We start from the raw sequence: 23,771 nt of genomic DNA on the forward strand, positions 1-23,771 counted from the left end.
ACAACTTGACATTTTGACCAAAAAAAGGTACTATAAAAACTGTGCTTAGCACTCAAGGCTAGTGAGTGCTAACAGACTTGTTACGTATTTTATGATTAGGAGGAAGATACCTATGATTAAGCCATTGGGCGAAAGAGTTGTCATCGAAGTTGCTGAAGGCGATGTAAAGACCGCCAGCGGAATTGTCCTGCCGGATACGGCTAAGGAAAAGCCCCAGAAGGGCACGGTTGTAGCTGTGGGCACTGGCAAGCTTCTCGAGAACGGCGAGCGCGCTGCTATGGAAGTCAAGGCTGGCGATGCAGTTGTCTTCTCTAAATATTCCGGTTCCGAAGTCAAGGTTGACGGTAAGGATTATCTGATTGTCCGCGAGAGCGACATTCTGGCAATTCTCTGATTCGAAGCGTATTTTCTGGAGGTAATATAAATGGCTAAACAGATTCTGTTTGACGAAGAAGCTCGCCGCGCTCTGGGCCGCGGTGTAGATGCACTGGCTAATGCCGTAAAAGTAACCCTTGGCCCTAAAGGCCGTAACGTTGTGCTCGAAAAGAAATTCGGCGCACCGACCATTACCAACGATGGTGTGACCATTGCTCGTGACATCGAGCTGGAAGATGCTTTTGAAAACATGGGCGCTCAGCTCGTGAAGGAAGTTGCGACCAAGACCAACGATATCGCTGGTGACGGTACGACGACGGCAACCCTGCTGGCTCAGGCTATGATCCATGAAGGTATGCGCAACGTTGTTGCCGGCGCAAACCCGATGATCATCAAAAAGGGTATCGACAAGGCTGTAGCTGCTCTGGTTGACGAAATCCAGTCCAAGGCTAAGACCATCGAAAGCAAGGCTGACATCGCTCAGGTTGCTACGATTTCTTCTGCTAACGAAGAAACCGGTGAACTCATTGCTGAAGCTATGGAAAAAGTCGGCAAAGACGGCGTTATCACGGTGGAAGAATCCAAGTCCATGGCTACGAACCTCTCCGTTGTGGAAGGCATGCAGTTCGACCGTGGCTACATCTCCCCGTACCTCGTAACGGATACGGACAAGATGGAAGCTGTTCTCGATGATCCGTATATCCTGATCACGGACCGCAAGATCTCCGCTATCGCTGACATCCTGCCGATCCTGGAACAGGTTGTAAAACAGGGCAAGCAGCTGGCTGTCATCGCTGAAGATGTGGACGGCGAAGCTCTGACGACGATCGTGGTTAACAAGCTCCGCGGCACCTTCAAGGCTCTGGCTGTGAAGGCTCCTGGCTTCGGTGACCGCCGCAAGGCAATGCTCGAAGATATCGCTATCCTCACGGGTGGTACGGTTATCAGCGAAGAACTTGGCCGTAAGCTCGACAGCGTGACGCTGGAAGACCTCGGTCGTGCCCGCCAGATCCGTTCCACGAAGGAAGAGACCACGATCGTGGATGGTGTAGGCGATAAGGATGCTATCGCAGCTCGCGTAGCTCAGATCAAGAAGCAGATTGCCGAAACGACTTCTGACTTCGACAAGGAAAAACTCCAGGAACGTCTGGCTAAACTGGCTGGCGGCGTAGCTGTTATTGAAATCGGCGCTGCTACCGAAGTGGAAATGAAGGACAAGAAGTACCGCATCGAAGATGCCCTTAACGCAACCCGCGCTGCTGTTGAAGAAGGTATCGTAGCAGGTGGCGGCACGACCTTCATCGACATCCTGCCAGCTCTGGACAAACTCAACGTGGAAGGCGACGAAAAGGTCGGCGTGAACATCGTTCGCCGTGCCATCGAAGAACCGGTTCGCCAGATTGCCAACAACGCTGGCCTCGAAGGCTCCGTTGTGGTTGAAGAAGTAAAGAAGGCTGGCGAAGGTATCGGCTTCAACGCCCTCAAGAATGAGTACGTTGACATGATCAAAGCTGGTATCGTTGACCCGGCTAAGGTTACCCGTTCTGCCCTGCAGAACGCTGCTTCCATCGCTTCCATGGTTCTGACCACGGAAACCCTGGTTGCTGATAAGCCGGAAGAAAAACCGGCTATGCCGGCTGGCGGTGCCCCGGGCATGGGCATGCCGGGCATGATGTAAGCAAATAAAACATCTGTTCTGATAGAAAAGAGGCTTTCGGGCCTCTTTTTTCTTATAATAAAGAATGTTGCAATTCTGAATCTTTATGCTATACTAAGAATAGGTAGGTGTGTCAGCAGCTGGCGGCTTGCCGAAGAAATGGATTTCGTCATATGTCAAGGGAGGAATTGACATGATCAACAACATCAGGAATCAGCAGCTTTTGTCCTATCAAAAGAGTTTTCTGACGGGAAAAAATGAGGGGGCCAAAAAGCAAAAGGCGCAGGAAGAGAAAGATCCAATGGCTCAGTATGGGGCTGATACCAAAGTGGAATTGTCAGCTGATGCCCGGGCTGCTTATGAAATGCAGGTCAAAGCTGTAAAGTCTTTTGTGGAAGAAAACAGTGGCGGCAATGAACAGAAATCGCCGGAATTGTCCACCAAAGCTCAGGATCTGTTGGGAAAATTGCAGGATCAGTATGGCGATAAATACGATTTCTTCGTCGTGGATTCAGAAGAGGATTTAAAGAATTTCAATGGTCAGGGCACAAAGGGATATTCCGTGGTTTTCACCAAGGATGAACTGGAGCGCATGGCCAACGATGAAGAATATGCCAAGAAGGTTATGGATACCGTAGATTCCATTGTCGGTATGACCAAGAAGATGGAAGAAAGCGGCGAGCTGGGTGAAGGTGTAAAACTCAAGAGCGTGATGATCTCCGTCGGGGAAGATGGCAATATGAAGCTTTTTGCCCAGCTGGAGAAGATGAGCGAGGAGCAGGAAGAGCGTCTGGAAAAGGCCAAGGAGAAGAAGGCGGACGAACAGGCTGAGAAGGAGAAAAAGGCAGAAACGGAAGCATCGCCGCCCAAATGGGCACAGGTGGAGGGCAGTTCTGTAGATGAGCTGCTGAAAAATATACTGGCGCTGGATTGGGAGAAGATTGCCGAACAGAAACAAAACGAGGAATAAAACGGGAGAGGTTCAGGAGGAGAAATTTTTCTGAACCTCTTTTTGCAGGATTTTTTCTGTTTAGCGCGAATAACTTAAAATATATAGTATCAATAAAGGAAGGATTTTATGACTTTAGATTCCAGTACAGAAGTTGTAGCAATATTATATGATATTGAAAATGCCCCATTTGAGATGCTGAATTATACCTTGGGCAAAGCACGCCGGTATCAGCCCTGCCGTACGATTGTGGTGTCGGATTGGGAGGCACGCCCGGAGCAGAAGCGCTGGGAGAAATTGATGCGGCGGCCGGGATTTACCTTCCGCCAGATCAGCCGGACATACCAGGGGAAGAATTCGCTGGATTCGGCGATTTATGATTCGGCGAAGCTGCTTTATGACGAAGGGGTGAGACGTTTCTTCATCATAACCACGGATTCCGATTTCGTGAAGATTGCCGAATACCTGAATTCCGATACGCCGTCCTATATTATCGGTGTGGGCACGAAACAGGCCAGTGAGACGCTGCGCAACGCCTATGACGAGTTCATGGTTTATCCGCCGGAGGAAAAAAAGACGGTTCGCAAGGCCAAAACTGCCGGCAAGGACGAGAACAAGCCGGAAAGTAAGCCAGCTAAAGCTGCTAAGCCTGTTAAGGCTGCGAAAGAAAATAAATCGGCTAAGCCCGTGCAGGAAGTGAAAGAAGGCATGACTGCAAAAACGGGAAAGACGACAAAGACGGCAAAAGCAGTTGGCAAGACAAAGCAGCAGGAACCGGCAGTATCGTTGCCAGAAGGCAATTTGACGGTCAAACTGCCCCGTACCTTGCGGGAATCCCTGCAGGAGCGGCAGACGGCAGAGGGCGTCTCCATGGACGAATTGGTAACGTATTTGCTGATGCGGGGCATGGCCCGCTGGGTGGAGGACTAAGGTCATGAAGAAACAGGAACAGGTTCTTTTTTATCAGTTTCAAGATGAGGAGAAATTGGCCATAGCCTGCAAAACACTGCATAAACTGGGGATCAGCACCAAAATCCTGCCAGCAGAAGCCTGGCGGGAAAAGGTGGGGTATCTTCTGGGAGCCAAGGGGTTTCAGCCGGCCAAGGTGAAGGCCGAGGATGACTTCGTTTTTCCGCATGAGGTAATGGTTCTGCAGAATATCCGCAACAAGCGGTTGGATGAGGTACTGCTGGCCCTAAAGGATGCAGGGGTGCCGCATATCCGGTTCAAGGCGGTGGTGACACCTTTCAATACGTTGTGGACGTTACGGCGCTTATGCGAGACTATGCAGAAAGAGCATGGTGCCCTGGCCGCGCAATGAATGTCTGTTTGTGAGCCCTTCAGGGGGCTCCTTTATTTTGCCGGCAGGAAGGTTGGACAGGCAGGGGGGAGTCTGCTATAATGCAAATGATGTAATATATGCTATATTGGAGTAAGAACAATGAAACAGGAAGATTTGGATAAAACGCAGTTGCTGCGGCCTGTGGCGCAAGAGGATCGCGCAGAGGAAAAAAAGTTTGATACACAGCCCCTGCCGCGTATTGATGAAACGGATCTGGAGGAAATTCAGCCCGCTTTTCCTAAACGAGTTGCGGACACGGATAAGGTTTCTAAGGTTCGGGAGCTTCCCGCCGAAAATAGACAGCCGCCACGTTCCCGGACAAAGAAGGGCTTTTTTACACCAGGGAAGAAACGGGGCTTGCTGCTGGCGGCCGTTTTCGTCATCGCCCTTCTGGGTGGTTTTATGCTGGCAGGCTACAGTCAGGATCAGTCCGAGGCTAAGCAGAATCAGCATCAGCTGGAACAGCAGAAAATGCAGGCCCGGGAGCAGAAACTTTCCGATCAGGAGGCAGATCTGAAGGCCCGCCGGCAGGAACTGGAACGACAGAAAAAAGAACTGCAGGAGAGGGAACGGGAGCTGGAAGATAAGGCCAGCCGGGCCAAGGGACGCAATGAGCAATTGGCAGAGAGCGCGCCGGATTCGACTTTGGGAAAATTTATGGACAAGGTCACAGGCAAGGAAGCCAAGCGCAGGGATCAGCAAAAGGAAAATGCGGCCATCGCGGCACAGGCTGATGGCGATGTAGCCAAACTCAAACAGTCGATTGCGGAAGCGCAGAATATGCTGGACGATGTGGATGCCAAACTGGATACCGTGGCCGAAATGCAGCAGGAAGCCCGCAAGATAAAGGCCAAAGCGGAAAGCGCCTATGCGGAAAATAAGGATGTTATCGATCAGGCTGTTTATTATGCTAAAATCGGCGCCAATCTACTCAGTGACTGGCTGACAACCAAATAGGAAAGAAGGATATACGTTGAAAAAAATCGCAGTATTGCTTGTCGCACTGCTGACCTTGGGCTTATTGGCAGGCTGCGGCACGGAAAAAAATGCAGAAAAAAAGCTGCAGCCCCTGACAATCGGCCTGATGCCGGATACGGATTCCCTGCCCTTTATCATAGCGCAGGAGAAGGGCTATTTTAAGGAGGAAGGGCTGGAGGTCAATATTCAGCAGTATAAGAGCGCCATGGATCGTGACTCGGCCTTGCAGAGCGGCAACCTCGATGGTGCTGTTTCGGATATGCTGGCGGTGGCTTTTGCCAAGGATGGCGGCTTTAATGTGAAGGTGACTTCCTTTACGGATGGGAGCTATAAGCTGATTGCCGGTAAGCAGCAGCATGTTAAAACGGTGGCAGATCTGCAGGGGCAGGATGTGGCTGTTTCCCGCAATACCATCATTGAATACGTCACCGATCAGATCCTGGCCAAGGAGAAGATGGAGCCGGACAGCATCAACAAGGTGATCATCCCGCAGATTCCCACCCGTCTCGAAATGTTGCAGAATGGCAAGCTGGCAGCAGCGACGCTGCCGGAGCCTATGGCCAGCATCGCTGTGCATAATGGTTGTCAGTTTGTGACGGGTTCCGATGAACTGGGCATCAATCCTGGTGTGATCATGTTCACGGCCAAGACGACCAACGATCGCCGGGCAGAACTGGCGGCCATGTATCGGGCTTACAACAAAGCAGTGGACTATCTGAACAATACGCCGCGGGAAGAATATATCAACCTTGTGGTGGAAAAGGGCGGTTTCCCGCCTGCGGCGCAGGAGGCCTTGAAGTTGCCGGAATACCATCATGCAGCCCTGCCTAAGGAAAGCGATGTGGTGGACTGTGTGAAATGGCTGCAGGCCAAGGGCCTCATCAAGAAGAACTATACCTATGCCGATTTTGTGGTTGATGTGTTGAGTCAGAAATAAGTCATGATTGAAATCGAAAACTTAACTGTTGCTTATCTGCGTCAGAAACAAGAGAATATCGCATTGCAAAATGTCAGCCTTACCGTTCCGCAAGGAACGGTTTGTGCTGTTATAGGCCCTTCCGGCTGTGGCAAGTCCACCTTGCTCAAGGTGGTGGCAGGGCTCATACAGGATTATTCCGGCAAGGTACGTATAAACGGACAAGCGGTCAGTCCAAAGGATCTGAGGATCGGCTTTATGCCGCAGAACTATGGGCTGCTTCCCTGGCAGACGGTAGAGGATAATATCAAGCTGGCCTGTCGCATCAAGGATGGCTGGTCGGAGGTAAAAGCGGTCAAGATGCAGGAGCTTTGCCGCAAATTGGGGCTGGAGAAGCTGTTGACACGTTATCCGCAGGAACTCAGCGGCGGACAGCAGCAGCGGGTGAGCCTGGCGCGGGTATTCCTGCTGGAGCCGGATATCCTGCTGATGGATGAGCCCTTTTCCGCTCTGGATGCCATCACCCGGGAGGAAATGCAAGATGTATTCCGGGACCTCTGGGAAGAAGCGGGCATCACGACCATTTTGGTGACGCATTATGTGGAAGAGGCGCTGTATCTGGGCCAGCAGATTGTGCTGATGTCCACAAATCCCGGCACCATAGCTGAAGTCATGGAAAATAAATGGCAGGGCAGCCGGAAGTGGAAGGCCACGACGGAATTTTTTGCCAAGAGCCGGGAATTGAAGGAAAAAATCAAGGCCATGGGAGAGCGGATACGATGATGAAAAAGAGCAAGGTCGTTTTGCGGGCGTATCTTTTGGGCATGGTATTCCTGCTGCTGTTGTGGCAGGCTGCGGCCTCCTGGGTACAGCTACCCATTATTCCGGAACCATGGCTGGTCTTTGAGCGGTTGGGGGCAATCTTTGCCGCTAAGATTGCCATTCATGCTGCCTATAGCCTGTGGCGCATTGTGGCCGGTATCCTGCTGGCGGTGCTGGTGGGATATCCTTTGGGCATTATCATGGGCTATTTTGTCCGGGCCGATCGGTATCTGGCGCCATTGGTGTATCTGACCTATCCGGTGCCGAAAATCGCATTGCTTCCCATCCTGATGTTGTTGGCAGGGGTGGGAGAACTGTCCAAGATCATCATGATTTTCCTGATTGTGGTCTTTCAGATCGTGGTGGCCCTGCGGGACGGTATCTGGGCAATTCCGGCGGAAACCTATTATCCCCTGTATTCCTTGGGGGCCGGTTTCCGGCAGGTGTTCCGCTATATTCTTATGCCGGCCACTCTGCCGAATTTCATCACGGCCATTCGGGTGGCCATGGCTACGGCCGTTTCGGTGTTGTTTTTTACTGAGACCTTTGGTACGCAGTATGGCATGGGCTATTTCATCATGGATGCCTGGCTGCGGGTGAATTATCTGGAAATGTATGCCGGTATCGTGATCCTGAGTCTGTTGGGATTGCTGCTTTTTGGTTTGTTGGATATGATGGAGGAACGGCTTTGCCGATGGCAGATGAAATGAGGGTGTTATGAAAAAAATTGCAGCGGGGTTGCTTATATTGGCAACAGTTGTCATGATCCTATGCAGCGCAGGCCTGAGTTTTGAACAGGGAGCGTGGCTGGACGGCCGTGAGCCTGGCCATGTGTATGTGGATACTTTAGGGACGCCGGATGAGGAAGTCCTGGCCAATGTGAAGCAGACAGCTGAGTTTTTTCCGCAGTTTATGGCCGAGAAATTCCAGCTGAAGCTGGAGCGCCCCATCGATATATATGTCGGTGCTGATCGGGGGAAATATGAGGAACTGCTGCGCGAGCGCATGCATGTTTCACCGGAGACCGTGAAGGAGAAGGCGCAATACACCAGTGGTCAGTCTTCGGGCAGCAAGGCAATGTGCGTCATCAATGGCGATAAGAATAACCTGAAACAAAACAACAACCGCTACAGCACCACAGCCCATGAGCTGTTCCACCAGATGCAGCACGAGCTAAGCCAGGGAAAGAGCAGTTATGAAAATACACCCTACTGGCTGGAAGAAGGTTCGGCCGATTATGCAGGTGCTGTTGTCAGCGAAGCCATGGGGTCAGGCTCTGTGGAGAAGTGGTATCTGGATGCCAAGTTTGCTCTGCAGTATGCCAGGAATCCGGCTGCGGTGGATCAGCTGCAGCAGACCACGGAAGACGGGCGGATGCAGCTATTGTCCGGCAGGACGAAGTCCTATGATCTATCTGATGTGATGACTTATTATCTGCTGCAACAGTATGGTGCCGGCCAGCCCATGCAAAAGCTGGGGGAATTTTTTCGGAATCTGGCCGATGACAAGGCGGAGACAGCTTTTGCCAAGACCTTTGGCCTTGAGATGACGGATTTCCTGCAGGAATTCTCGGGTTGGTGGCAGGTGGAATGCAGCCACCCTGCCCGTTTTCATACGATTATCCGCGATAATGTGGACAAAACTGCAGTCAATCAGTTCATGGGGCAGCTGGAACGGGCGGAATCCTGGCTGAAACGCAATAGCGGCAATAGCCTTAAAGGTGAATATCAGCTGGTCTTTGTGGGCACTGCAGAGGATTTTGCCGCTGCGGAGATGGAATATGGCTATATCAGTGCGGCTGAGGCCAAAAGCATTGCCGCTGGCAGTGTTTGGGCCGAGAATAACAGCACGTTGTTTATCAACGTGCCCCAGGTAACGGATCCTGTTCAGAGCATGTTTGTCAGTGCGGCCATGTTGAACCGGTTGTATATCGTACAACAGCTAGCCAGTGATGATGGCAATGAGATGGCCTGGCTGATCCGGGGCGCAAGTTATGTGGCCGGTGTCGCCCGGCTGGCAGAGAGCGATCAGGGGGATATTGCGGCTTATCAGCGCTATTGGCGGAAGAAATTGCGGGAGAGTCAGCCACTGCCGACGCTGGACAAGCTGGCCACAGGCAGGGCGCTGCGCGATGCTGGCAAGACATATGATAGTGAACGCATCAGCAATCTCTGCGAATATGCAGCAGCGGAACTTGTGCAGCGCTATGGCTGGCGGGGCATATACAGCTGGTTGGCCGCCGCCCGCCAAAGCGGCGATGGCAAAAAAGCCTTCAACCAGGTCTTCGGCATAACGGTAACGGATTTTGCCGCACAGGTGCATATGCTGATCTATTGATGGATGCAAAAATAACCGGTGGGACGGATCTGACTCTTCAAATTAAAAATTCCTTGAACAGCAATAGCCGTTTGTGCTATAATTGTATCGTTATAATGAAATTGAACCGCTTAGAAAAGCATTCAAGTATTTATTGGAGGGCGTAAGTTAATGATTAATAGTACTGATTTTCGCACGGGTCTGACCATTGAGATCGATGGCAACGTTTGGCAGATTGTGGACTTCCAGCATGTAAAGCCGGGTAAGGGCGCTGCTTTCGTGCGCACGAAAATCAAGAATGTTGAGACTGGTGCTGTGGTAGAACGTACGTTCAACCCGAACGAAAAGATGCCGGCTGCTCATCTCGAAACCCGCACGATGCAGTATCTCTATGAAGCTGATGGCATGTACACGTTCATGGATACGGAAACCTACGAACAGAGCGAACTCAACACCGAGACGCTTGGCGATGCACTGAACTACCTGAAGGAAAACATGGAAGTGAATCTCCAGACCTTCAAGGGCCGCATCATCGGCATCAGCCTGCCGAACTCCGTTAATCTCGAAGTTACGGAATGCGAACCCAGCGTAAAGGGCAACACGGCTACGGGTGCAACGAAGATGGCTAAGCTCGAAACTGGTTACGAAGTTCGCGTGCCGCTCTTCATCAACGAAGGCGATGTACTGCGCATTGATACCCGCACGGGCAACTATATCGAACGTGCATAATTAAATTCACGATGTACGGTGACTGCCGCATCATTTTGATGGTGCGGCAGTTTTTATCTTTGCATAGAATTTCTTACGGACTTGCATAAATTTGCAGGAATTTGTCTATTTATCCGCGAAAATATGATATAATAAAGTTAAGTTTGTGAGTCAGATGATATGGAGGGATTTGTAATGGATCAGGCAAAAGAAATGGTAAAGAAAGACAATTCTCTAGGTTCAATCCGTATCGCAGATGAAGTGGTCAGCATCATTGCCGGCCTCGCTGCCACGGAAGTGGAAGGTATTGCCGGCATGAGCGGCGGTATCGCCGGCGGCATTGCCGAAATGCTGGGGCGTAAGAATTTCGCCAAGGGCGTGAAGGTTGAAGTCGGTGAAAAAGAAGCTGCCGTTGACCTCTATATCATCGTGAAATACGGTGTTCGCATTCCGGACGTGGCTTTGGCTGCGCAGGAAAATGTCAAGCAGGCCATTGAGAATATGACGGGACTTTCCGTGGTGGAGGTCAATATCCATGTACAGGGCGTCGGTTTCCCCGATGATGAGGAGAACAAGGAAGAGGTTCGCGTCCGCTAAGGCGTAGGCAGCGGAAGAGGCGCAATCTATGAGTATAATCAATCGTTTTTTTGTTCTGTTATTGTCCCTTGCCTGCATTGGTCTGTCCGGGCTGATTATCGCAGCAGCTGTACAGGTGCTGCCGGAAAATGTCTGGCTCAAGCAGCTGCATTATATCCTGGGCCGGCAGGAGACCTTTATGGTCTGCATTGTGGTCCTGCTGATGGCGGTGAAACTGCTTTTTGCGGTGTTTTCCCGCAAGCCCGGTGATCCGTCCACCAGCAAAGGCGAATATGTCATCGATGCCGGGCCTCAGGGTGAGGTGCGCGTGGCGTTGGAGGCCATGCGCAGCCTTGCAGACCGCATGGCTCGGGAAGTGCATGGCGTACGGGATGCCAATGTGCGCATCAAGGCCAGAAATCCCAAAGAAGGCGCGGCCAGACTGTCGCTGGATGTGGATCTGACCGTAGGCCGCGAGGCGGATGTGTCTGTGGTGGCCAAGATCTTGACGGAGCGGGTGCAGGAGCATTTTCGCCGCACCATGGCTCTCGAGAGTGTGCCGGTCAATGTGGTGATTTCCGAAGTTTCCGATGCACAGCCGGAAAAGAAACATCGTGTGGTCTAAGGCGGTGAGCATGATGAAGGAAGATTTGCAGAAGATGCTGGCCGATATGTGGCGGGAACACCGTGGCAAGAGCTGCGGCCTGATCATTGGCATGCTCTTGGGCACGGCGGTGCTCTGCTTTGGCTTTTGGCATACTTTTTTCGTGCTTTGCTGCGGCCTGATCGGCCTGTTTATCGGTACACAGCTGGATAATGAGGAAGATGCTTTGGGCAGCCTCCGTGAGAAAGCGTGGATGCTTTTTGAGCGTTTTCAGCGGTAAAACGCTTGTAATAAAGAATGTTAAGGAAGGTAAGTAATGAGTCGTAGACAAGCAAGGGAAGCAGCCCTGCAGGCGCTTTTCCAATTAGATCTGAATCCCGGTGAAGCAGAGCAGCAGGAGCAGTATGAAACGCTCGCCATCGATACGGTGTTAGGCGAGCTGGAAGCTCCTCTGAGCAAGCGTGACCGCGAGTTCATCAAGACGTTGGTACATGGTACCCGGGTGAATCTGTCAGCGATTGACAGCCTGATTGCTGCCAGCTCCAAAGATTGGAAGATTGAGCGCATGGCAACGGTGGACCGCAATATCACGCGGCTGGCAACATATGAGATCCGTTTTGCTGAGGAGAAACTGGTTCCCAATATTGCCATCAACGAAGCTGTGGAACTGGCGAAGAAATTTGGTACGGATGATTCCAGCCGTTATGTCAACGGCATACTCGGAGCGATGATGAAGGCTCAGTGAGTGATTGGGACTGGAGCTGTGAAAAAGAGCCGCCCCCTATGGGGGAGGGGGACCGCGCAAGCGGTGGAAGGGGCTTTTGAGGTCGGATGTACCTTATGCCCCTTCCGTCAGCCGGTGGGCTGACACCTTCCCAAGGAGGCAGGCTGTTCATGGCTCCAGTTTTCGTGCGTGTGGAGGGATTGCATGGGAGTACATTCTGTTAGCGATATCAATCGCTTTCTCAAGAATCTTCTGGCCAGTGAACCTATTTTACGGGGAATTGCGGTACGGGGCGAGATTTCCAATTTCAAGAAATATCCTTCCGGTCATTGTTATTTTACGTTAAAGGATGCCAGCTCGGCATTGAAATGCGTGATGTTCCGGAGCTATGCTGGGACATTGCGTTTTATGCCCCAGAATGGCATGCAGGTGGTGGCTGCGGGCAGCGTCTCGGTCTATGAGAGGGATGGCGTCTATCAGCTCTATGTGGAAAGCATGCTGCCAGAAGGCACGGGGGATCTGGCGCTGGCCTTTGAGCAGCTCAAGGAAAAGCTGGCCGCAGAAGGCCTGTTTGACCAATCAAGAAAGCGCCCTCTGCCACCATTTCCCAAAAGGATTGGTGTCGTGACCAGTTCGGCTGGTGCGGTGCTGCGGGATATCTATCGGGTATCCAAGCGGCGCTGGCCGCAGGTGCAGCTGGTACTTTATCCCGTGCAGGTGCAAGGGGAAGGGGCTGCAGAACAGATTGCCGCCGGCATTGGTTTTTTCTCCCGCAAGTATCCCGTGGATGTGATCATTGCGGGCCGGGGCGGCGGCTCCATGGAGGACTTGTGGGCCTTCAACGAGGAAGTGGTGGTCAGGGCCATTGCAGCGGCTAAGGTGCCGTTGATTTCGGCCGTAGGCCATGAGACGGATTTTACCCTGGCGGATTTTGCCGCCGATATGCGGGCCGCTACGCCCTCCCAGGCAGCGGAACTGGCGGTGCCTGACCAGTCAGAAGTCAGACGTCAGGTGGAGAATCTGACCGGTCAATTGACGCGTCAGATGCAGGGGGCCATTGCCGCCCGCCGGACAAGACTTGAAAATATTCTGCAGAGCCGTGTACTGCGGGATCCTCAGAGCTTGCTGGCCGAGCGGCGCCAACGGCTGGATTTCCTGTTGGCCGGCCTGCAGAAGACGGTTCAGGCGGATATGCAGGACAAGCGTCATCGCCTGGGTCTGCTGTTGAACCGGCTGGCGGCCATCAATCCGGCTGCGGTGATGGGCCGGGGCTACGGCCTGCTGACCAGACAGGATAAGCTGATCACAAGCGTGAATGCTGTGGCGGTAAATGATGAACTGGATGTGACGCTCAGGGATGGAATCATCTCCGTGCGGGCACTTACGATAAGGGAAAAGGGTGACAGGTAATGCCAAGAAAAAAAGAACTTTCCTTTGAGGAATCCCTGGACAAGCTGGAAGCCATCGTGGAAGCGATGGAACAGAGCGATACCAGTCTCAAGGATTTGATGGCCAACTACACGGAGGGCATGAAGCTTGGCGAAGCCTGCCTGCAGGAACTGGCCAAGGCCGAGGCGGCTATGGATCTGGTCATCAAAAAAGACGGCAACAAGATTGCGGAAGCAGAATTAAACATAGAAGGGGAATAACCATGGAACTGAAGAAAATCTGGCAGGAACGCAGTGCTTTGGTAGAAGCGCAGCTGGTGAAAGAATTGAATGAAGCAAATCCGTTGGACAAGACGCTCTGCGAGGCGATGAAATACAGCCTGATGGCTGGCGGCAAACGCCTGCGTCCTGTGCTGTTGATGGCCGCAGCCGATGCTGTCGGGGCTAAGGGCACGGACTATCTGACCACAGGCTGTGCCATGGAGATGATTCATACCTATTCCCTGATTCACGATGATCTGCCAGCCATGGATGATGATGATTACCGCCGTGGCAAGCTGACCAACCATAAGGTCTATGGTGCCGGCATGGCTACCCTGGCCGGGGATGCCCTGCTGACGCTGGCCTTTGAAGTGATCCTGCGCCAGCAGGGTGTCAGCGCGGAAAAACTCGTGCAGGTAACCCGGGAAATCAGCCAGGCAGCTGGCCCCGATGGCATGGTGGGCGGTCAGGCTCTCGATATGGAATCCGAAGACAAGCAGATTTCCATGGAGACCATGAAAAACATCCATCTGGGCAAGACCGGCGCCCTGTTCCGAGCTGCCATCCGCAGCGGCGCTATCCTGGGCGGTGCGGATGAAAAGGCTTTGGCGGCACTGACTACCTATGCCGATAATTTCGGGCTGGCCTTCCAGATTACCGACGATATCCTGGATGTCATTGGCGATGAAGCTGTGATTGGCAAGCCAGTGGGCAGTGACGAGAAGAACCATAAGTCCACTTATGTGACGCTGACTTCGCTGGAAGAGGCGCAGAAGCTGGCCCAGGAAGCCGTGGATACGGCTGTGGACGCCCTGCAGATCTTTGGGGATGAGGCAGATTTCCTGCGGGAACTGGTGGCCTATTTGGTAAAACGCAATAAATAATGGGGAAGTGCGGATGATCATGTATCCACTTTTAGAAAAAATCAAGGAAGCAGCTGATGTCAAGCATTACAGCGTCAGCGAATTGGAGCGGCTCGCCAAGGAATTGCGGGAATTCATTGTGGAGACGGTGGCAGAGAATGGGGGACATCTGGCACCGAGTCTGGGAACAGTGGAGCTGACACTGGCTCTTTACAGTGTCTTCAACTTTCCCAAGGACAAGCTGATCTGGGATGTGGGGCATCAGGCCTACAGCCATAAGATACTCACAGGCCGGCGGGAAAGATTCCATACCCTGCGCCAGAAGGGCGGGATCACCGGTTTTCCCAACCGCTTTGAATCGGATTACGATGCCTTCGGTGTCGGCCATGCCAGCACCTCGATTTCGGCGGCTCTGGGGATGGCCATATCCCGGGATCTGAGTGGCCGTAAAAATGAGGTGATCGCCGTAATCGGTGATGGTGCCCTGACCGGTGGCGAAGCCTTTGAGGCCCTTAATCATGCAGGGGATTTAGGAAAAAAAATCATCGTTATCCTGAACGATAACGAAATGTCCATTGATAAGAATGTGGGCGGTCTCAGCGAATATCTGTCCCGGATCCGCATCACGCCGCAGTACAATAAGGCCAAAAAGGACATGGGCAGCCTGCTTATGAGCATTCCCCATATCGGGGACAAGGCTTTCCGCACGGCACAGGTGGTCAAGGACAGCGTCCGGGCTGCATTGGTGCCCGGCGGCATCTTTGAGGAGCTGGGCTTTCACTACATCGGTCCGGTGGATGGTCACAATATCAGCCTGCTGCAGGAAATCCTGGAAAGTGCCCGGGAGATGAGCGGCCCGGTGCTGATCCATATCCATACCACCAAGGGCAAGGGCTATGCTCCGGCGGAAATGGAACCGGATAAGTTTCATGGCATCGGCAAATTCAATAAGGAAACGGGAAAATGCCTGCCGAAAGAAGGCGCGCCTTCCTATACCTCAGTGTTCAGCAAGGCGCTGATTGAACTGGCGGATAAGGACAGCAACATCACGGCCATCACGGCGGCCATGCCCAGTGGCACGGGGCTCAAGGCCTTTGGTCAGGAGTATCCCGCCCGCTTCTTCGATGTGGGCATTGCCGAGGAGCATGCGGTGACCTTGGCGGCCGGCATGGCAGCTGATGGCAAGCATCCGGTGGTAGCCCTCTATTCCACCTTCGCCCAGCGGGCCTACGATCAGCTTATGCACGATGTGTGCTTGCAGAATCTGCCCGTAACCCTGTGTCTTGACCGGGCCGGGCTGGTGGGGGCAGATGGGCCCACCCATCATGGCGCCTTTGACCTGTCCTACCTGCGGCATATGCCCAATATGACGGTCTTCGTGCCCAAGGATGAAGCGGAGCTACGGGATATGCTGGCAACGGCTGTCAAAATGGAAAGCCCCACGGCTGTCCGTTACCCCCGTGGCAATGGACAGGGTGTAGAACTGCAGGCAGGATTCAATGATATTCCGGCAGGCAAAGCAGAGCTTCTGCGGGATGGCAGTGATGTGGCAATCCTCGCATTGGGACCAATCACTTATAAGGCATTGGCAGCCGCAAAGCTTCTGCAGCAGCAGGGAATTTCCGCTGCCGTGGTGAATATGCGCTTTGCCAAGCCCCTGGATACGGAGATGATCCAGCGTCTGCGCCATGTGCAATTGCTGGTGACGGTGGAGGAGAACTCCCTGGTGGGCGGTTTCGGTTCCGGCATGGCAGAATACCTAACGGATAGTGGCCTGGCGCGCAGCGTGGATCTATTGCGTTTAGGCCTGCCGGATCGGTTCGTGGAGCAGGGAACGCAGGAAGAATTACTGACACTCTGCAGCCTACAGCCGGAACAGATGGCAGAACGAATAAAGGAAAGATTGAAGTAATGGCAAAACAACGTTTAGATATACTTTTGGTGGAACGTGGCCTGGCTGGCAGCCGGGAACGGGCCAAGCGCATGATTATGGCGGGCGAGGTCCTCGTGGATAATCAGAAGGTGGATAAGGCCGGTGCTACGGTAAAGGCCGAGGCCGAAATCCGCCTATTGGGCAATGACATTCCCTATGTGAGCCGGGGCGGCCTGAAATTGGCCAAGGCCATGGCCGAATTTGGTGTGGAGATTGAAGGCAAGCGCTGTGCCGATATCGGCGCATCCACCGGTGGCTTTACCGACTGCATGTTGCAGAACGGTGCTGTGCAGGTCTTTGCCATCGATGTGGGCTATGGTCAGCTGGCCTGGAAATTGCGCACCGATGAACGGGTGGTCAATATGGAACGCACCAATATCCGCAATGTGACGCCGGAAGATATCGGCACTTTGCTGGATTTTGCCTCCATCGACGTGGCCTTTATCTCCCTGACCAAAGTATTGCCTGTCACCCATACCCTGCTGAATGATAACGGTGAAGTGGTGGCGCTGATCAAGCCCCAGTTCGAAGCCGGTCGGGAGAATGTAGGCAAGAAGGGCGTCGTCCGCGATCCCAAGGTCCATGAAGAAGTGATCCGCAAGGTCACGGCCTTTGCCCGGGAAACCGGTTTTTGCACGATGGCCCTGACCTTCTCACCGGTCAAGGGGCCGGAGGGCAATATTGAATATCTCGTCCGCCTGTCCAAAGATCTGACAAAAGAGGACACGGTCACCGAAGAACGCATTCTGCAGGTGGTGGCTGAGGCCCACGGCGAACTGGACAAATAAGGAAAAGGGTCAATTAAGGAGCGGTGCAATATGCCAATCAAGACCATTGCCATATTTCCCAATGTGAGCAAGCCGCAGTCTCCGGAAGTGCTGCGGCGGATCCTGCAGTTTTATCAGGATAAAGATGTGCAGCTGATGCTGCCGGTGGACGAGTCGCGTTACTTTGATCTGGAACATTTGGGCGTGCCGGATATCGAAAAACAGCAGGCGGATATCGCCTTGTCCATTGGCGGTGATGGCACACTGCTGGGGGTCTGCCGCCGCTATGGCGCCAGCGCTGTGCCCGTCTGCGGCATCAATATCGGCACATTGGGTTTTATGGCCGATATCGAGCTCAGTGAGCTGGAAATGAAATTGCAGAAGCTGTTGGCTGGGGATTATCGCATTGAACATCGCCTGCTTCTGGCTGGCTTTGCCAAGTCCGATGGGGAGGAGCGCTTCTTAGGTCACGCCATCAATGATGTGGTGGTGACCAAGGGCGGCGTGGCGCGCATGCTGCATCTGGGCCTGTCCATCAACGATTCCCATCTGATGGATTACAAGGCAGACGGCGTGATCGTGTCCTCGCCTACGGGCTCCACGGCCTATTCTCTGTCGGCAGGCGGCCCTATCATGAGCCCGTCCATTCAGGCCCTGCTGGTGACGCCAATCTGTGCCCATACCTTCAACATGCGCCCCTTGGTGGTGGGACAGGATGATGTGGTGCATATCAAGATTGCCGCCATCCATCAGGATATCATCGTGACCTTTGACGGTCAGGAGAGTTTCCGCCTGTTGCCGGGGGATGAAGTGACCGTGATGAAATCCACGGCCCAGGCCGGCATCATCAAATTTGAAGACAAGGACTATTATCAGATTTTACGCACCAAACTTTGGAAAGGATAATGGGGTGGAATCATGAGCCAAAAAGAAACAACCAAGCGGGAAGGTGAAAAGGTGAAGAGTGTACGTCAGGCTGTAATCAAAAGTATTATCGGCAGCCAGATTATCGAAACCCAGGAGGATTTAGCGGATGCCCTGCGCGCACAGCGCATCAAGGTCACCCAGGCAACTGTGTCCCGGGATATCAAGGAAATGATGCTGATCAAGGTTCCCACCGGGGATGGTCGTTATCGTTATGCCTATCCCATGCAGAATGCCGTGATCTTTACGGAGGAGCGCATGCAGCGACTGTTCCGGGATACGGTGGTGAACTGTGATTTCAGCGAGAACATCGTCGTGGTCAAGACCTTGCCCGGCGGCGCCAATACCGTAGCATCAGCCCTCGATCATGCCAACTGGCCGGAAGTGTTGGGAACCGTTGCCGGCGATGACAACATCTTCATCATCGTGAAGCCCAAGGCAGCCGCAGAAATTGTCACCAAGAGACTTATGTCATTTCTGGAGTAAAGGGGAATCACGGCGATGCTGAAAACACTTACGGTCTGGAATTTTGCCCTGCTGGAGCATGTGCAGGTGGAGTTCGGTGAGGGACTCAATATCCTTACCGGTGAGACTGGCGCGGGCAAGTCCATCCTGATTGATGCCCTGGGTGCCATACTGGGACAACGGGTATCTGCTGATGCCATCCGTACCGGCTGCGACTGGCTGCGGGTGGAAGCCGTCTTCACCCTAGAGGATGAATCCCTGGGACTCCATGAACTTTTGTCCGGACAGGCCATTGACGACTCGGAGGGCATGCTGATCATTACCCGTCAGGTCACCAAGGCCGGGCGCAGTATGGTATTGGTCAACGGCTGTCATGTGACGCTGACCATCCTCAAACAGATCGGTGCCTTCCTCGTGGATATTCATGGACAGAATGAAAATCTGGCTCTGCTGAAGGAAGAAAGTCAGTTTGCTTTGCTTGACCAGTTTGATCCGGATCTGACAGAGGCGCTGGCGGGCTATAAGCAGATCTATACCGCCTGGCGGGACAAACAGCAGGAACACAAGGAAAAGGAACAGGCCGCCCGGGAATATGCTCAGCGCCTCGATATGCTGCGCTGGCAGGACAAGGAAATCAGTGAGGCGGAACTCAAGGAAAATGAGGATGAGGAGCTGGATGCTGAGATCCGCAAGCTTTCCCATGCCGAAAAGATTGCCGGTTTCGTGGAAGAATCCTATAATCTGCTGGTTGTGGGAGCAGGCGGCGGGCAGGCCGTTCTGGCGGCGGTAGCCAAGGTGAAGAAGAACCTCGAGGACATGAGCCGCTATGATGATTCCCTGGAGAATACCTATACCATGGTGGAAGAGGCTTATATCTCCTTGCAGGAAGCGGCTTCGGATTTGCGTGATTATGGCGAGTCACTGGAATTCCAGCCAGCCAGGCTCGACCGCCTCCAGAGCCGTATGGATGTGATTGACCGGCTCTGCCGGAAATATGGTGCTACGATAGCTGATGTGTTGGAACATCAGCAGAAGGTGCAGCAGGAACTTCTCGATATCGAAAATTACGATGACGATATGGCCCAGCTTGAAAAAGAGATCGCGGCGTTGGAAGAAAAACTGCGGGCCAAGGCGGACAATCTGACCAGGCTGCGCCAGCGGGCGGCAGAAGAATTGTCAGCAGCTATTGGCAGTCAGTTGACTGCTCTGGGGATGCTTCAGGCGGCGTTCCATATCCGTGTGACACCTGCGGAAAAATTCCTGGCTAACGGTACCGATAATGTGGCCATGTATTTCTCAGCCAATCCGGGTGAAGAAGAAAAACTCCTGTCCAAAGTGGCTTCCGGTGGTGAACTTTCCCGTATTGCTCTGGCCATCAAGACAGTGGCGGCCTCGCGGGATTCCTCTGTGCCCAGCATGGTATTCGATGAAATCGACACCGGTATTGGCGGACGCACTGCTCAGATGGTGGCCGAACGCATTGCGCTTGTGGCTCAGTACAAGCAGGTGCTCTGTATCACCCATCTGCCCCAGATTGCCTGCATGGCCGATGTCCATCTCTATATCGCCAAGACCAGTGCCGGCGATTCCACGGTTACCCAGGTGCGGCCTTTGACCGAGCGCGAACGCATCAGCGAAATCGCCCGTATGGCCTCCGGCGTCGATGTGACGACAGCTTCTCTGGACAACGCCAAGGAAATGGTCAGCCATGCTAAACTGACCAAAAAGAACTTTGCTGTAAAAGCTAAAGACGAATAAAGAAATTGCCTTACAGAATCCGTAGTAGTTCTGTAAGGCAATTTTGCTCTATGTCAGTCCGGTTCGTTCAGACCTTCAACTTCGATGGCTTCATCATAATTGTGGCTTATCAGGCAGCAACAGAAGGAAATGAAGTTGCAGTCCACCAGTAGTTCTTCGATTTTTTGCTGGTATTTACCGGCCTGGTGCAGGGCTAATAGCTCGCGCAGATCCGCTTTGCTGAAGCCGTAGCCGATGGCACTGCTCAGCATGGCGCCATCATTTACCGATTCCAGGGCAGCACCCCAGTTGCTTTGAATTTCATCTTTGTTGATCATCAAACCATCCTCCTGTTTTTCGCATAATAGATTTACCCATCCGCCATAATAGCATGGTCAGGTTAGAAAATCATGAGAATGGGGAAAATAAGAGGGAATCTTTCCATCTCGGATAATGGAAATTTATTGACAGGAGTTTTTCTATATGTTATACTCGTTTCATCATTCAGATAGCAATGGCGCTTGTGAAGAGGCTGGGCCCGGTCTCTTGCAAGCGCTTTTCTTGTTGATGGATGAATCGCAATAATCGATACTTCAGGCAATGGAGCCAGTTTGTTTGGTGGGGAAAACCGCCAGGCAGGCTGGCTTTTTGCGATAGGAGGAATTTGTATGAGCATGAATCATGGAACAATGGCTGTTTCACAGCCGGTTGAAGCAAAGCGGGAGGAGAATCTGACCCGGGTGCTGAAGCCCATCCACTTATGGGCCTTGGCGGTGGGGCTGGTGATTTCCGGCAACTATTTCGGCTGGAGCTATGGCTTTGCCGCCGGCGGTGTTATGGGCCTGGCCTTGGCCCTGATTCCCGTGACGATCTTCTATGTGACCTTTATCCTTTCCTATTCGGAGCTGGCTACGGCCATTCCCCATGCCGGCGGGCCCTCTGCTTATGCCCGCCGGGCCATGGGCAAGTTCGGCGGCTATCTGAACGGCATCAGCTGCCTGATTGAATTCGTCTTTGCCCCGCCGGCCATTGCTTTGGCGGTAGGCGGTTATGTCCATGCCCTGCTGCCGGCCATTGATCCCATGGTGGCCACGGTGGCGGCCTTCTTCTTCTTCATTTTCCTGAACTATCTGGGCATGAAGACCTCGGCCACTTTTGAACTGGCGGTGACGGTTATCGCCCTGCTGGGCCTCGTGATTTACTGGGGGCTGGCAGCACCTCATTTCGATGCGGCCCGCATCATGTCCACGCCGCTTCTGCCCCATGGCTTTGATGGCCTGATGGCGGCCGTGCCCTTTGCCATCTGGTTCTTCCTGGCCATTGAAGGCGGCGCCATGAGTGCCGAGGAAATGGTGGATCCTCAGCGGGATATTCCCAAGGGCTTCCTGAGTGGCATGGCCACCTTGCTGGTCATGGCGGTCTTGACCCTGTTTTTGACGGCTGGTATTGCCGATATTGACGCGGTTTCGTCTGTGGACTTTCCTTTGCCCCTGGCCCTGAGTGCTGCCTATGGTGACGGTTCCCTGCCGGCGCTCCTGATGAGCGGTATCGGCCTCTTCGGTCTGGTGGCATCGCTGCATGGCATTATCGTGGGCTATTCCCGTCAGACCTATGCCATGGCCCGCACGGGCTATCTGCCCAAGTTCCTGGCCCGTCTGGATGAAAAGCATCATACGCCGGTCTGGGCTTTGGTACTGCCTGGTATCGTCTGCCTGTTCACGGCCTTGACCGGTCTTACGGACCTGGTCATCACCATTGCCTGCTATGGTTCCGTGGTCATGTATCTGACCAGCCTGGTTTCCTTCCTGATCCTGCGTCATAAGGAACCGGCACTGAAGCGTCCCTTCCGTGTACCCAGCATGATCATTCCGGTCATCAGCGTGCTCATGGCCATCTTCTGTCTGGTAAGCCTGTTGATGGCTTCCAGTGAAGTGCTGCCCTATGTAGCTGGCATCTACGCCCTTTCCATTGCGTACTATTTCATCCATGGCAACAAGCATATCCGTCCCTTTGAGGAAGAATTCGGCGTGCTGGATGAACTGGATGAGGAAGCCTGATCATGGCGGAGGAAATCATCAGTGCCGGCATCGATATCGGCACCACCACGTCGCAGGTGATCTTCAGCCGATTGCAGCTGGAAAACAATTCCTACACGGCGGTGCCCAATGTGCGCATCGCCAAGAAGGAAGTCATCTATAAAAGTCCCATCCATTTCACGCCTTTGTGTGGGGATGGCAATATCGATGAGGAGGCACTGGACCATATCCTGCTGGCGGAGTATGAGAAGGCTCATCTCCGCCGGGAAGATATTGCCACCGGCGCCGTCATCATCACCGGGGAGAGTTCCCGCAAGGAAAATGCCCGGCTGGCAGTGGAAAGACTATCCGCTGCCGCCGGGGATTTTGTGGTGGCCACCGCCGGCCCGGATCTGGAATCGGTGCTGGCCGGTTACGGCGCCGGGGCAGCGGCCTTGTCTGAACGCTGTCCCTATCCTGTGGCCAATTTCGATATTGGCGGCGGCACCACCAATGTGGCGGTTTTCCTGGGAGGAGAACTGCAGGATGCCTTTGCTCTGGATATCGGGGGCAGGCTGGTGAGGTTGTCAGAAAATCATCAAGTCCTGTATATGTCCCCGCGAATCCAGCCACTGGCAGAGGAGCTGGGTTTATCCCTGTGCGAAGGGAAAATCGCTGACTTGGCTGAACTGGAAAAGCTGGCCCGGCGGTTTGCGGAAATCTGCCTGCGTATCTGTCTGGATCAGTCACTGACAATTGGAGAAGAGGGGTTGTTCCTGGGGCACGGCAAGCGTTTGGGGAAACTGCCTGCCGTGATGTTCTCCGGTGGGGTGGCGGAATACATTTATGGGGACTCAGTGGCAGAAGGCCGCTGGGAGGATATACTGCGTCATGGGGATATTGGCCCCTTGGTGGGGGCTGCGTTCCGGCGCGTTTTTGCGGACAATCTGGAGGTTCAGTTCCTGACACCTCAGGAGCGTATCCGGGCCACGGTTATCGGGGCGGGCAGCTATGTCGTGCATCTGAGCGGCAGCACCGTGCTGATGGCAGAGGAATTGTCGCCCTTGCAGAATATTCCCGTAATCCGGCTGGACCATCCGGAGCAGACGGAAAAGCTGGCCGCTGAGTACCGGCTGAAACGGGATATCTATCCGGCAGGACAGCAGACAGCTATTGCCATGGCCGGCCCGGGCATGGGTGGCTATGCAGAGCTCAAAGCATTGGCCCGTTGTCTGGTGGAGATGACGGCTGACGAGGATAATATCCTGCTGGTCATTATGGAGCAGGATCTGGCCAAGGCCTTGGGGCTGCTGATGCAGAGCTTGGGCAAGGGGCGGCGGATCATCTGCTTGGATCGCATCCGGGCCCTGCCCGGGGATTATATCGACGTGGGCAAGCCGGTGGCCGGAACGGTGCCGGTGGTGGTGAAAACCCTGATTTTCAAGAGTTGA

At 53.5% G+C, this 23,771-nt stretch carries 26 protein-coding genes; 25 read left to right on the top strand and 1 reads right to left on the bottom strand.

Annotated elements, in window-relative coordinates:
- The first annotated feature begins 112 nt into the window (after positions 1-112).
- From groES to recN, 23 genes are all read left to right on the top strand, one after another.
- Positions 113-394 (top strand): co-chaperone GroES, encoded by a 282-nt coding sequence (gene groES, locus SELR_RS06135; protein WP_014424344.1) that lies wholly within the window; start codon positions 113-115, stop codon positions 392-394.
- Positions 395-424: 30 nt separating this feature from the next.
- Positions 425-2,053, top strand: coding sequence for a chaperonin GroEL (gene groL / locus SELR_RS06140; RefSeq protein ID WP_014424345.1), 1,629 nt, complete (start codon positions 425-427; stop codon positions 2,051-2,053).
- Between the two features lie 172 nt (positions 2,054-2,225).
- Positions 2,226-3,002, top strand: coding sequence for a DUF6033 family protein (locus SELR_RS06145; protein WP_014424346.1), 777 nt, complete (start codon positions 2,226-2,228; stop codon positions 3,000-3,002).
- 108 nt (positions 3,003-3,110) lie between these two features.
- The gene (locus tag SELR_RS06150) at positions 3,111-3,911 is read left to right on the top strand and encodes an NYN domain-containing protein (RefSeq protein WP_014424347.1); all 801 of its coding nucleotides are present in this window, start codon (positions 3,111-3,113) and stop codon (positions 3,909-3,911) included.
- Positions 3,912-3,915: 4 nt separating this feature from the next.
- Entirely contained in the window at positions 3,916-4,302 is a 387-nt protein-coding gene (locus SELR_RS06155) for a DUF3783 domain-containing protein (protein ID WP_014424348.1), read from the top strand.
- A 120-nt stretch (positions 4,303-4,422) separates the two neighbouring features.
- Positions 4,423-5,280, top strand: coding sequence for a hypothetical protein (locus tag SELR_RS06160; RefSeq protein ID WP_014424349.1), 858 nt, complete (start codon positions 4,423-4,425; stop codon positions 5,278-5,280).
- A gap of 16 nt (positions 5,281-5,296) precedes the next feature.
- The gene (locus tag SELR_RS06165; RefSeq protein WP_014424350.1) at positions 5,297-6,238 is read left to right on the top strand and encodes an ABC transporter substrate-binding protein; all 942 of its coding nucleotides are present in this window, start codon (positions 5,297-5,299) and stop codon (positions 6,236-6,238) included.
- A gap of 3 nt (positions 6,239-6,241) precedes the next feature.
- Complete coding sequence (locus tag SELR_RS06170) at positions 6,242-7,000, top strand: ABC transporter ATP-binding protein (protein WP_014424351.1); 759 nt, start codon at positions 6,242-6,244, stop codon at positions 6,998-7,000.
- Positions 7,000-7,749: an ABC transporter permease gene (locus tag SELR_RS06175; protein WP_419789600.1), complete on the top strand. Its 750-nt coding sequence runs from the start codon at positions 7,000-7,002 to the stop codon at positions 7,747-7,749. Before SELR_RS06170 ends, SELR_RS06175 begins: the two co-directional genes overlap by 1 nt.
- Before the next feature lie 7 nt (positions 7,750-7,756).
- A complete protein-coding gene (locus SELR_RS06180; protein ID WP_014424353.1) occupies positions 7,757-9,376 on the top strand; it encodes a hypothetical protein in 1,620 nt (539 codons plus the stop codon).
- 150 nt (positions 9,377-9,526) lie between these two features.
- Positions 9,527-10,084 (top strand): elongation factor P, encoded by a 558-nt coding sequence (efp, locus tag SELR_RS06185; RefSeq protein ID WP_014424354.1) that lies wholly within the window; start codon positions 9,527-9,529, stop codon positions 10,082-10,084.
- Positions 10,085-10,258: 174 nt separating this feature from the next.
- Positions 10,259-10,660 (top strand): Asp23/Gls24 family envelope stress response protein, encoded by a 402-nt coding sequence (locus tag SELR_RS06190; protein ID WP_014424355.1) that lies wholly within the window; start codon positions 10,259-10,261, stop codon positions 10,658-10,660.
- 28 nt (positions 10,661-10,688) lie between these two features.
- Positions 10,689-11,264 (top strand): alkaline shock response membrane anchor protein AmaP, encoded by a 576-nt coding sequence (amaP, locus tag SELR_RS06195; protein WP_014424356.1) that lies wholly within the window; start codon positions 10,689-10,691, stop codon positions 11,262-11,264.
- 10 nt (positions 11,265-11,274) lie between these two features.
- Positions 11,275-11,523 carry a DUF2273 domain-containing protein gene (locus tag SELR_RS06200; RefSeq protein ID WP_014424357.1) on the top strand — a complete coding sequence of 83 codons (249 nt, stop codon included), beginning with the start codon at positions 11,275-11,277 and terminating at the stop codon, positions 11,521-11,523.
- Positions 11,524-11,559: 36 nt separating this feature from the next.
- The gene (gene nusB / locus SELR_RS06205; RefSeq protein ID WP_014424358.1) at positions 11,560-11,988 is read left to right on the top strand and encodes a transcription antitermination factor NusB; all 429 of its coding nucleotides are present in this window, start codon (positions 11,560-11,562) and stop codon (positions 11,986-11,988) included.
- 183 nt (positions 11,989-12,171) lie between these two features.
- Entirely contained in the window at positions 12,172-13,377 is a 1,206-nt protein-coding gene (gene xseA, locus SELR_RS06210; RefSeq protein WP_014424359.1) for an exodeoxyribonuclease VII large subunit, read from the top strand.
- Positions 13,377-13,616 carry an exodeoxyribonuclease VII small subunit gene (xseB, locus tag SELR_RS06215; RefSeq protein ID WP_014424360.1) on the top strand — a complete coding sequence of 80 codons (240 nt, stop codon included), beginning with the start codon at positions 13,377-13,379 and terminating at the stop codon, positions 13,614-13,616. The genes xseA and xseB overlap by 1 nt, the downstream gene beginning before the upstream one ends.
- Positions 13,617-13,618: 2 nt before the next feature.
- A complete protein-coding gene (locus SELR_RS06220) occupies positions 13,619-14,500 on the top strand; it encodes a polyprenyl synthetase family protein (RefSeq protein ID WP_014424361.1) in 882 nt (293 codons plus the stop codon).
- Positions 14,501-14,519: 19 nt separating this feature from the next.
- Positions 14,520-16,391, top strand: coding sequence for a 1-deoxy-D-xylulose-5-phosphate synthase (gene dxs, locus SELR_RS06225; protein WP_041914621.1), 1,872 nt, complete (start codon positions 14,520-14,522; stop codon positions 16,389-16,391).
- A complete protein-coding gene (locus SELR_RS06230; protein ID WP_014424363.1) occupies positions 16,391-17,200 on the top strand; it encodes a TlyA family RNA methyltransferase in 810 nt (269 codons plus the stop codon). Before dxs ends, SELR_RS06230 begins: the two co-directional genes overlap by 1 nt.
- Before the next feature lie 30 nt (positions 17,201-17,230).
- Positions 17,231-18,085, top strand: coding sequence for an NAD(+)/NADH kinase (locus tag SELR_RS06235; RefSeq protein WP_014424364.1), 855 nt, complete (start codon positions 17,231-17,233; stop codon positions 18,083-18,085).
- Positions 18,086-18,136: 51 nt separating this feature from the next.
- The gene (gene argR, locus SELR_RS06240; RefSeq protein WP_014424365.1) at positions 18,137-18,589 is read left to right on the top strand and encodes an arginine repressor; all 453 of its coding nucleotides are present in this window, start codon (positions 18,137-18,139) and stop codon (positions 18,587-18,589) included.
- Between the two features lie 15 nt (positions 18,590-18,604).
- The gene (gene recN, locus SELR_RS06245) at positions 18,605-20,326 is read left to right on the top strand and encodes a DNA repair protein RecN (protein ID WP_014424366.1); all 1,722 of its coding nucleotides are present in this window, start codon (positions 18,605-18,607) and stop codon (positions 20,324-20,326) included.
- Positions 20,327-20,379: 53 nt separating this feature from the next.
- Here the strand turns inward: recN and SELR_RS18780 are convergent, their stop codons facing one another.
- Positions 20,380-20,643 (bottom strand): hypothetical protein, encoded by a 264-nt coding sequence (locus tag SELR_RS18780; RefSeq protein ID WP_014424367.1) that lies wholly within the window; start codon positions 20,641-20,643, stop codon positions 20,380-20,382.
- 330 nt (positions 20,644-20,973) lie between these two features.
- Between SELR_RS18780 and eat the strand changes: the two genes are divergently transcribed.
- Both eat and SELR_RS06260 read left to right on the top strand, forming a co-directional pair.
- Positions 20,974-22,362, top strand: a complete 1,389-nt coding sequence (gene eat / locus SELR_RS06255; RefSeq protein WP_014424368.1) for an ethanolamine permease — start codon at positions 20,974-20,976, stop codon at positions 22,360-22,362.
- Positions 22,363-22,364: 2 nt separating this feature from the next.
- On the top strand, positions 22,365-23,771 hold the full coding sequence (locus SELR_RS06260) for an ethanolamine ammonia-lyase reactivating factor EutA (RefSeq protein ID WP_014424369.1): 1,407 nt from the start codon (positions 22,365-22,367) through the stop codon (positions 23,769-23,771).

Source organism: Selenomonas ruminantium subsp. lactilytica TAM6421 (assembly GCF_000284095.1).
Taxonomy (GTDB): Bacteria; Bacillota; Negativicutes; order Selenomonadales; family Selenomonadaceae; genus Selenomonas_A; species Selenomonas_A lactilytica.

Excerpts from the sequence above, each read along its gene's own strand:
- recN (WP_014424366.1), top strand. The coding sequence starts at position 18,605 with ATGCTGAAAACACTTACGGTCTGGAATTTTGCCCTGCTGGAGCATGTG.
- SELR_RS06200 (WP_014424357.1), top strand. The coding sequence starts at position 11,275 with ATGATGAAGGAAGATTTGCAGAAGATGCTGGCCGATATGTGGCGGGAA.
- amaP (WP_014424356.1), top strand. The coding sequence starts at position 10,689 with ATGAGTATAATCAATCGTTTTTTTGTTCTGTTATTGTCCCTTGCCTGC.
- SELR_RS06235 (WP_014424364.1), top strand. The coding sequence starts at position 17,231 with ATGCCAATCAAGACCATTGCCATATTTCCCAATGTGAGCAAGCCGCAG.
- efp (WP_014424354.1), top strand. The coding sequence starts at position 9,527 with ATGATTAATAGTACTGATTTTCGCACGGGTCTGACCATTGAGATCGAT.
- SELR_RS06175 (WP_419789600.1), top strand. The coding sequence starts at position 7,000 with ATGAAAAAGAGCAAGGTCGTTTTGCGGGCGTATCTTTTGGGCATGGTA.
- SELR_RS06230 (WP_014424363.1), top strand. The coding sequence starts at position 16,391 with ATGGCAAAACAACGTTTAGATATACTTTTGGTGGAACGTGGCCTGGCT.
- SELR_RS06220 (WP_014424361.1), top strand. The coding sequence starts at position 13,619 with ATGGAACTGAAGAAAATCTGGCAGGAACGCAGTGCTTTGGTAGAAGCG.
- xseA (WP_014424359.1), top strand. The coding sequence starts at position 12,172 with ATGGGAGTACATTCTGTTAGCGATATCAATCGCTTTCTCAAGAATCTT.
- SELR_RS06145 (WP_014424346.1), top strand. The coding sequence starts at position 2,226 with ATGATCAACAACATCAGGAATCAGCAGCTTTTGTCCTATCAAAAGAGT.
- eat (WP_014424368.1), top strand. The coding sequence starts at position 20,974 with ATGAGCATGAATCATGGAACAATGGCTGTTTCACAGCCGGTTGAAGCA.
- SELR_RS06170 (WP_014424351.1), top strand. The coding sequence starts at position 6,242 with ATGATTGAAATCGAAAACTTAACTGTTGCTTATCTGCGTCAGAAACAA.
- SELR_RS06190 (WP_014424355.1), top strand. The coding sequence starts at position 10,259 with ATGGATCAGGCAAAAGAAATGGTAAAGAAAGACAATTCTCTAGGTTCA.
- SELR_RS06180 (WP_014424353.1), top strand. The coding sequence starts at position 7,757 with ATGAAAAAAATTGCAGCGGGGTTGCTTATATTGGCAACAGTTGTCATG.
- SELR_RS06150 (WP_014424347.1), top strand. The coding sequence starts at position 3,111 with ATGACTTTAGATTCCAGTACAGAAGTTGTAGCAATATTATATGATATT.
- nusB (WP_014424358.1), top strand. The coding sequence starts at position 11,560 with ATGAGTCGTAGACAAGCAAGGGAAGCAGCCCTGCAGGCGCTTTTCCAA.
- groL (WP_014424345.1), top strand. The coding sequence starts at position 425 with ATGGCTAAACAGATTCTGTTTGACGAAGAAGCTCGCCGCGCTCTGGGC.
- groES (WP_014424344.1), top strand. The coding sequence starts at position 113 with ATGATTAAGCCATTGGGCGAAAGAGTTGTCATCGAAGTTGCTGAAGGC.
- SELR_RS06160 (WP_014424349.1), top strand. The coding sequence starts at position 4,423 with ATGAAACAGGAAGATTTGGATAAAACGCAGTTGCTGCGGCCTGTGGCG.
- xseB (WP_014424360.1), top strand. The coding sequence starts at position 13,377 with ATGCCAAGAAAAAAAGAACTTTCCTTTGAGGAATCCCTGGACAAGCTG.
- SELR_RS06260 (WP_014424369.1), top strand. The coding sequence starts at position 22,365 with ATGGCGGAGGAAATCATCAGTGCCGGCATCGATATCGGCACCACCACG.
- dxs (WP_041914621.1), top strand. The coding sequence starts at position 14,520 with ATGTATCCACTTTTAGAAAAAATCAAGGAAGCAGCTGATGTCAAGCAT.
- SELR_RS06155 (WP_014424348.1), top strand. The coding sequence starts at position 3,916 with ATGAAGAAACAGGAACAGGTTCTTTTTTATCAGTTTCAAGATGAGGAG.
- SELR_RS18780 (WP_014424367.1), bottom strand. The coding sequence starts at position 20,643 with ATGATCAACAAAGATGAAATTCAAAGCAACTGGGGTGCTGCCCTGGAA.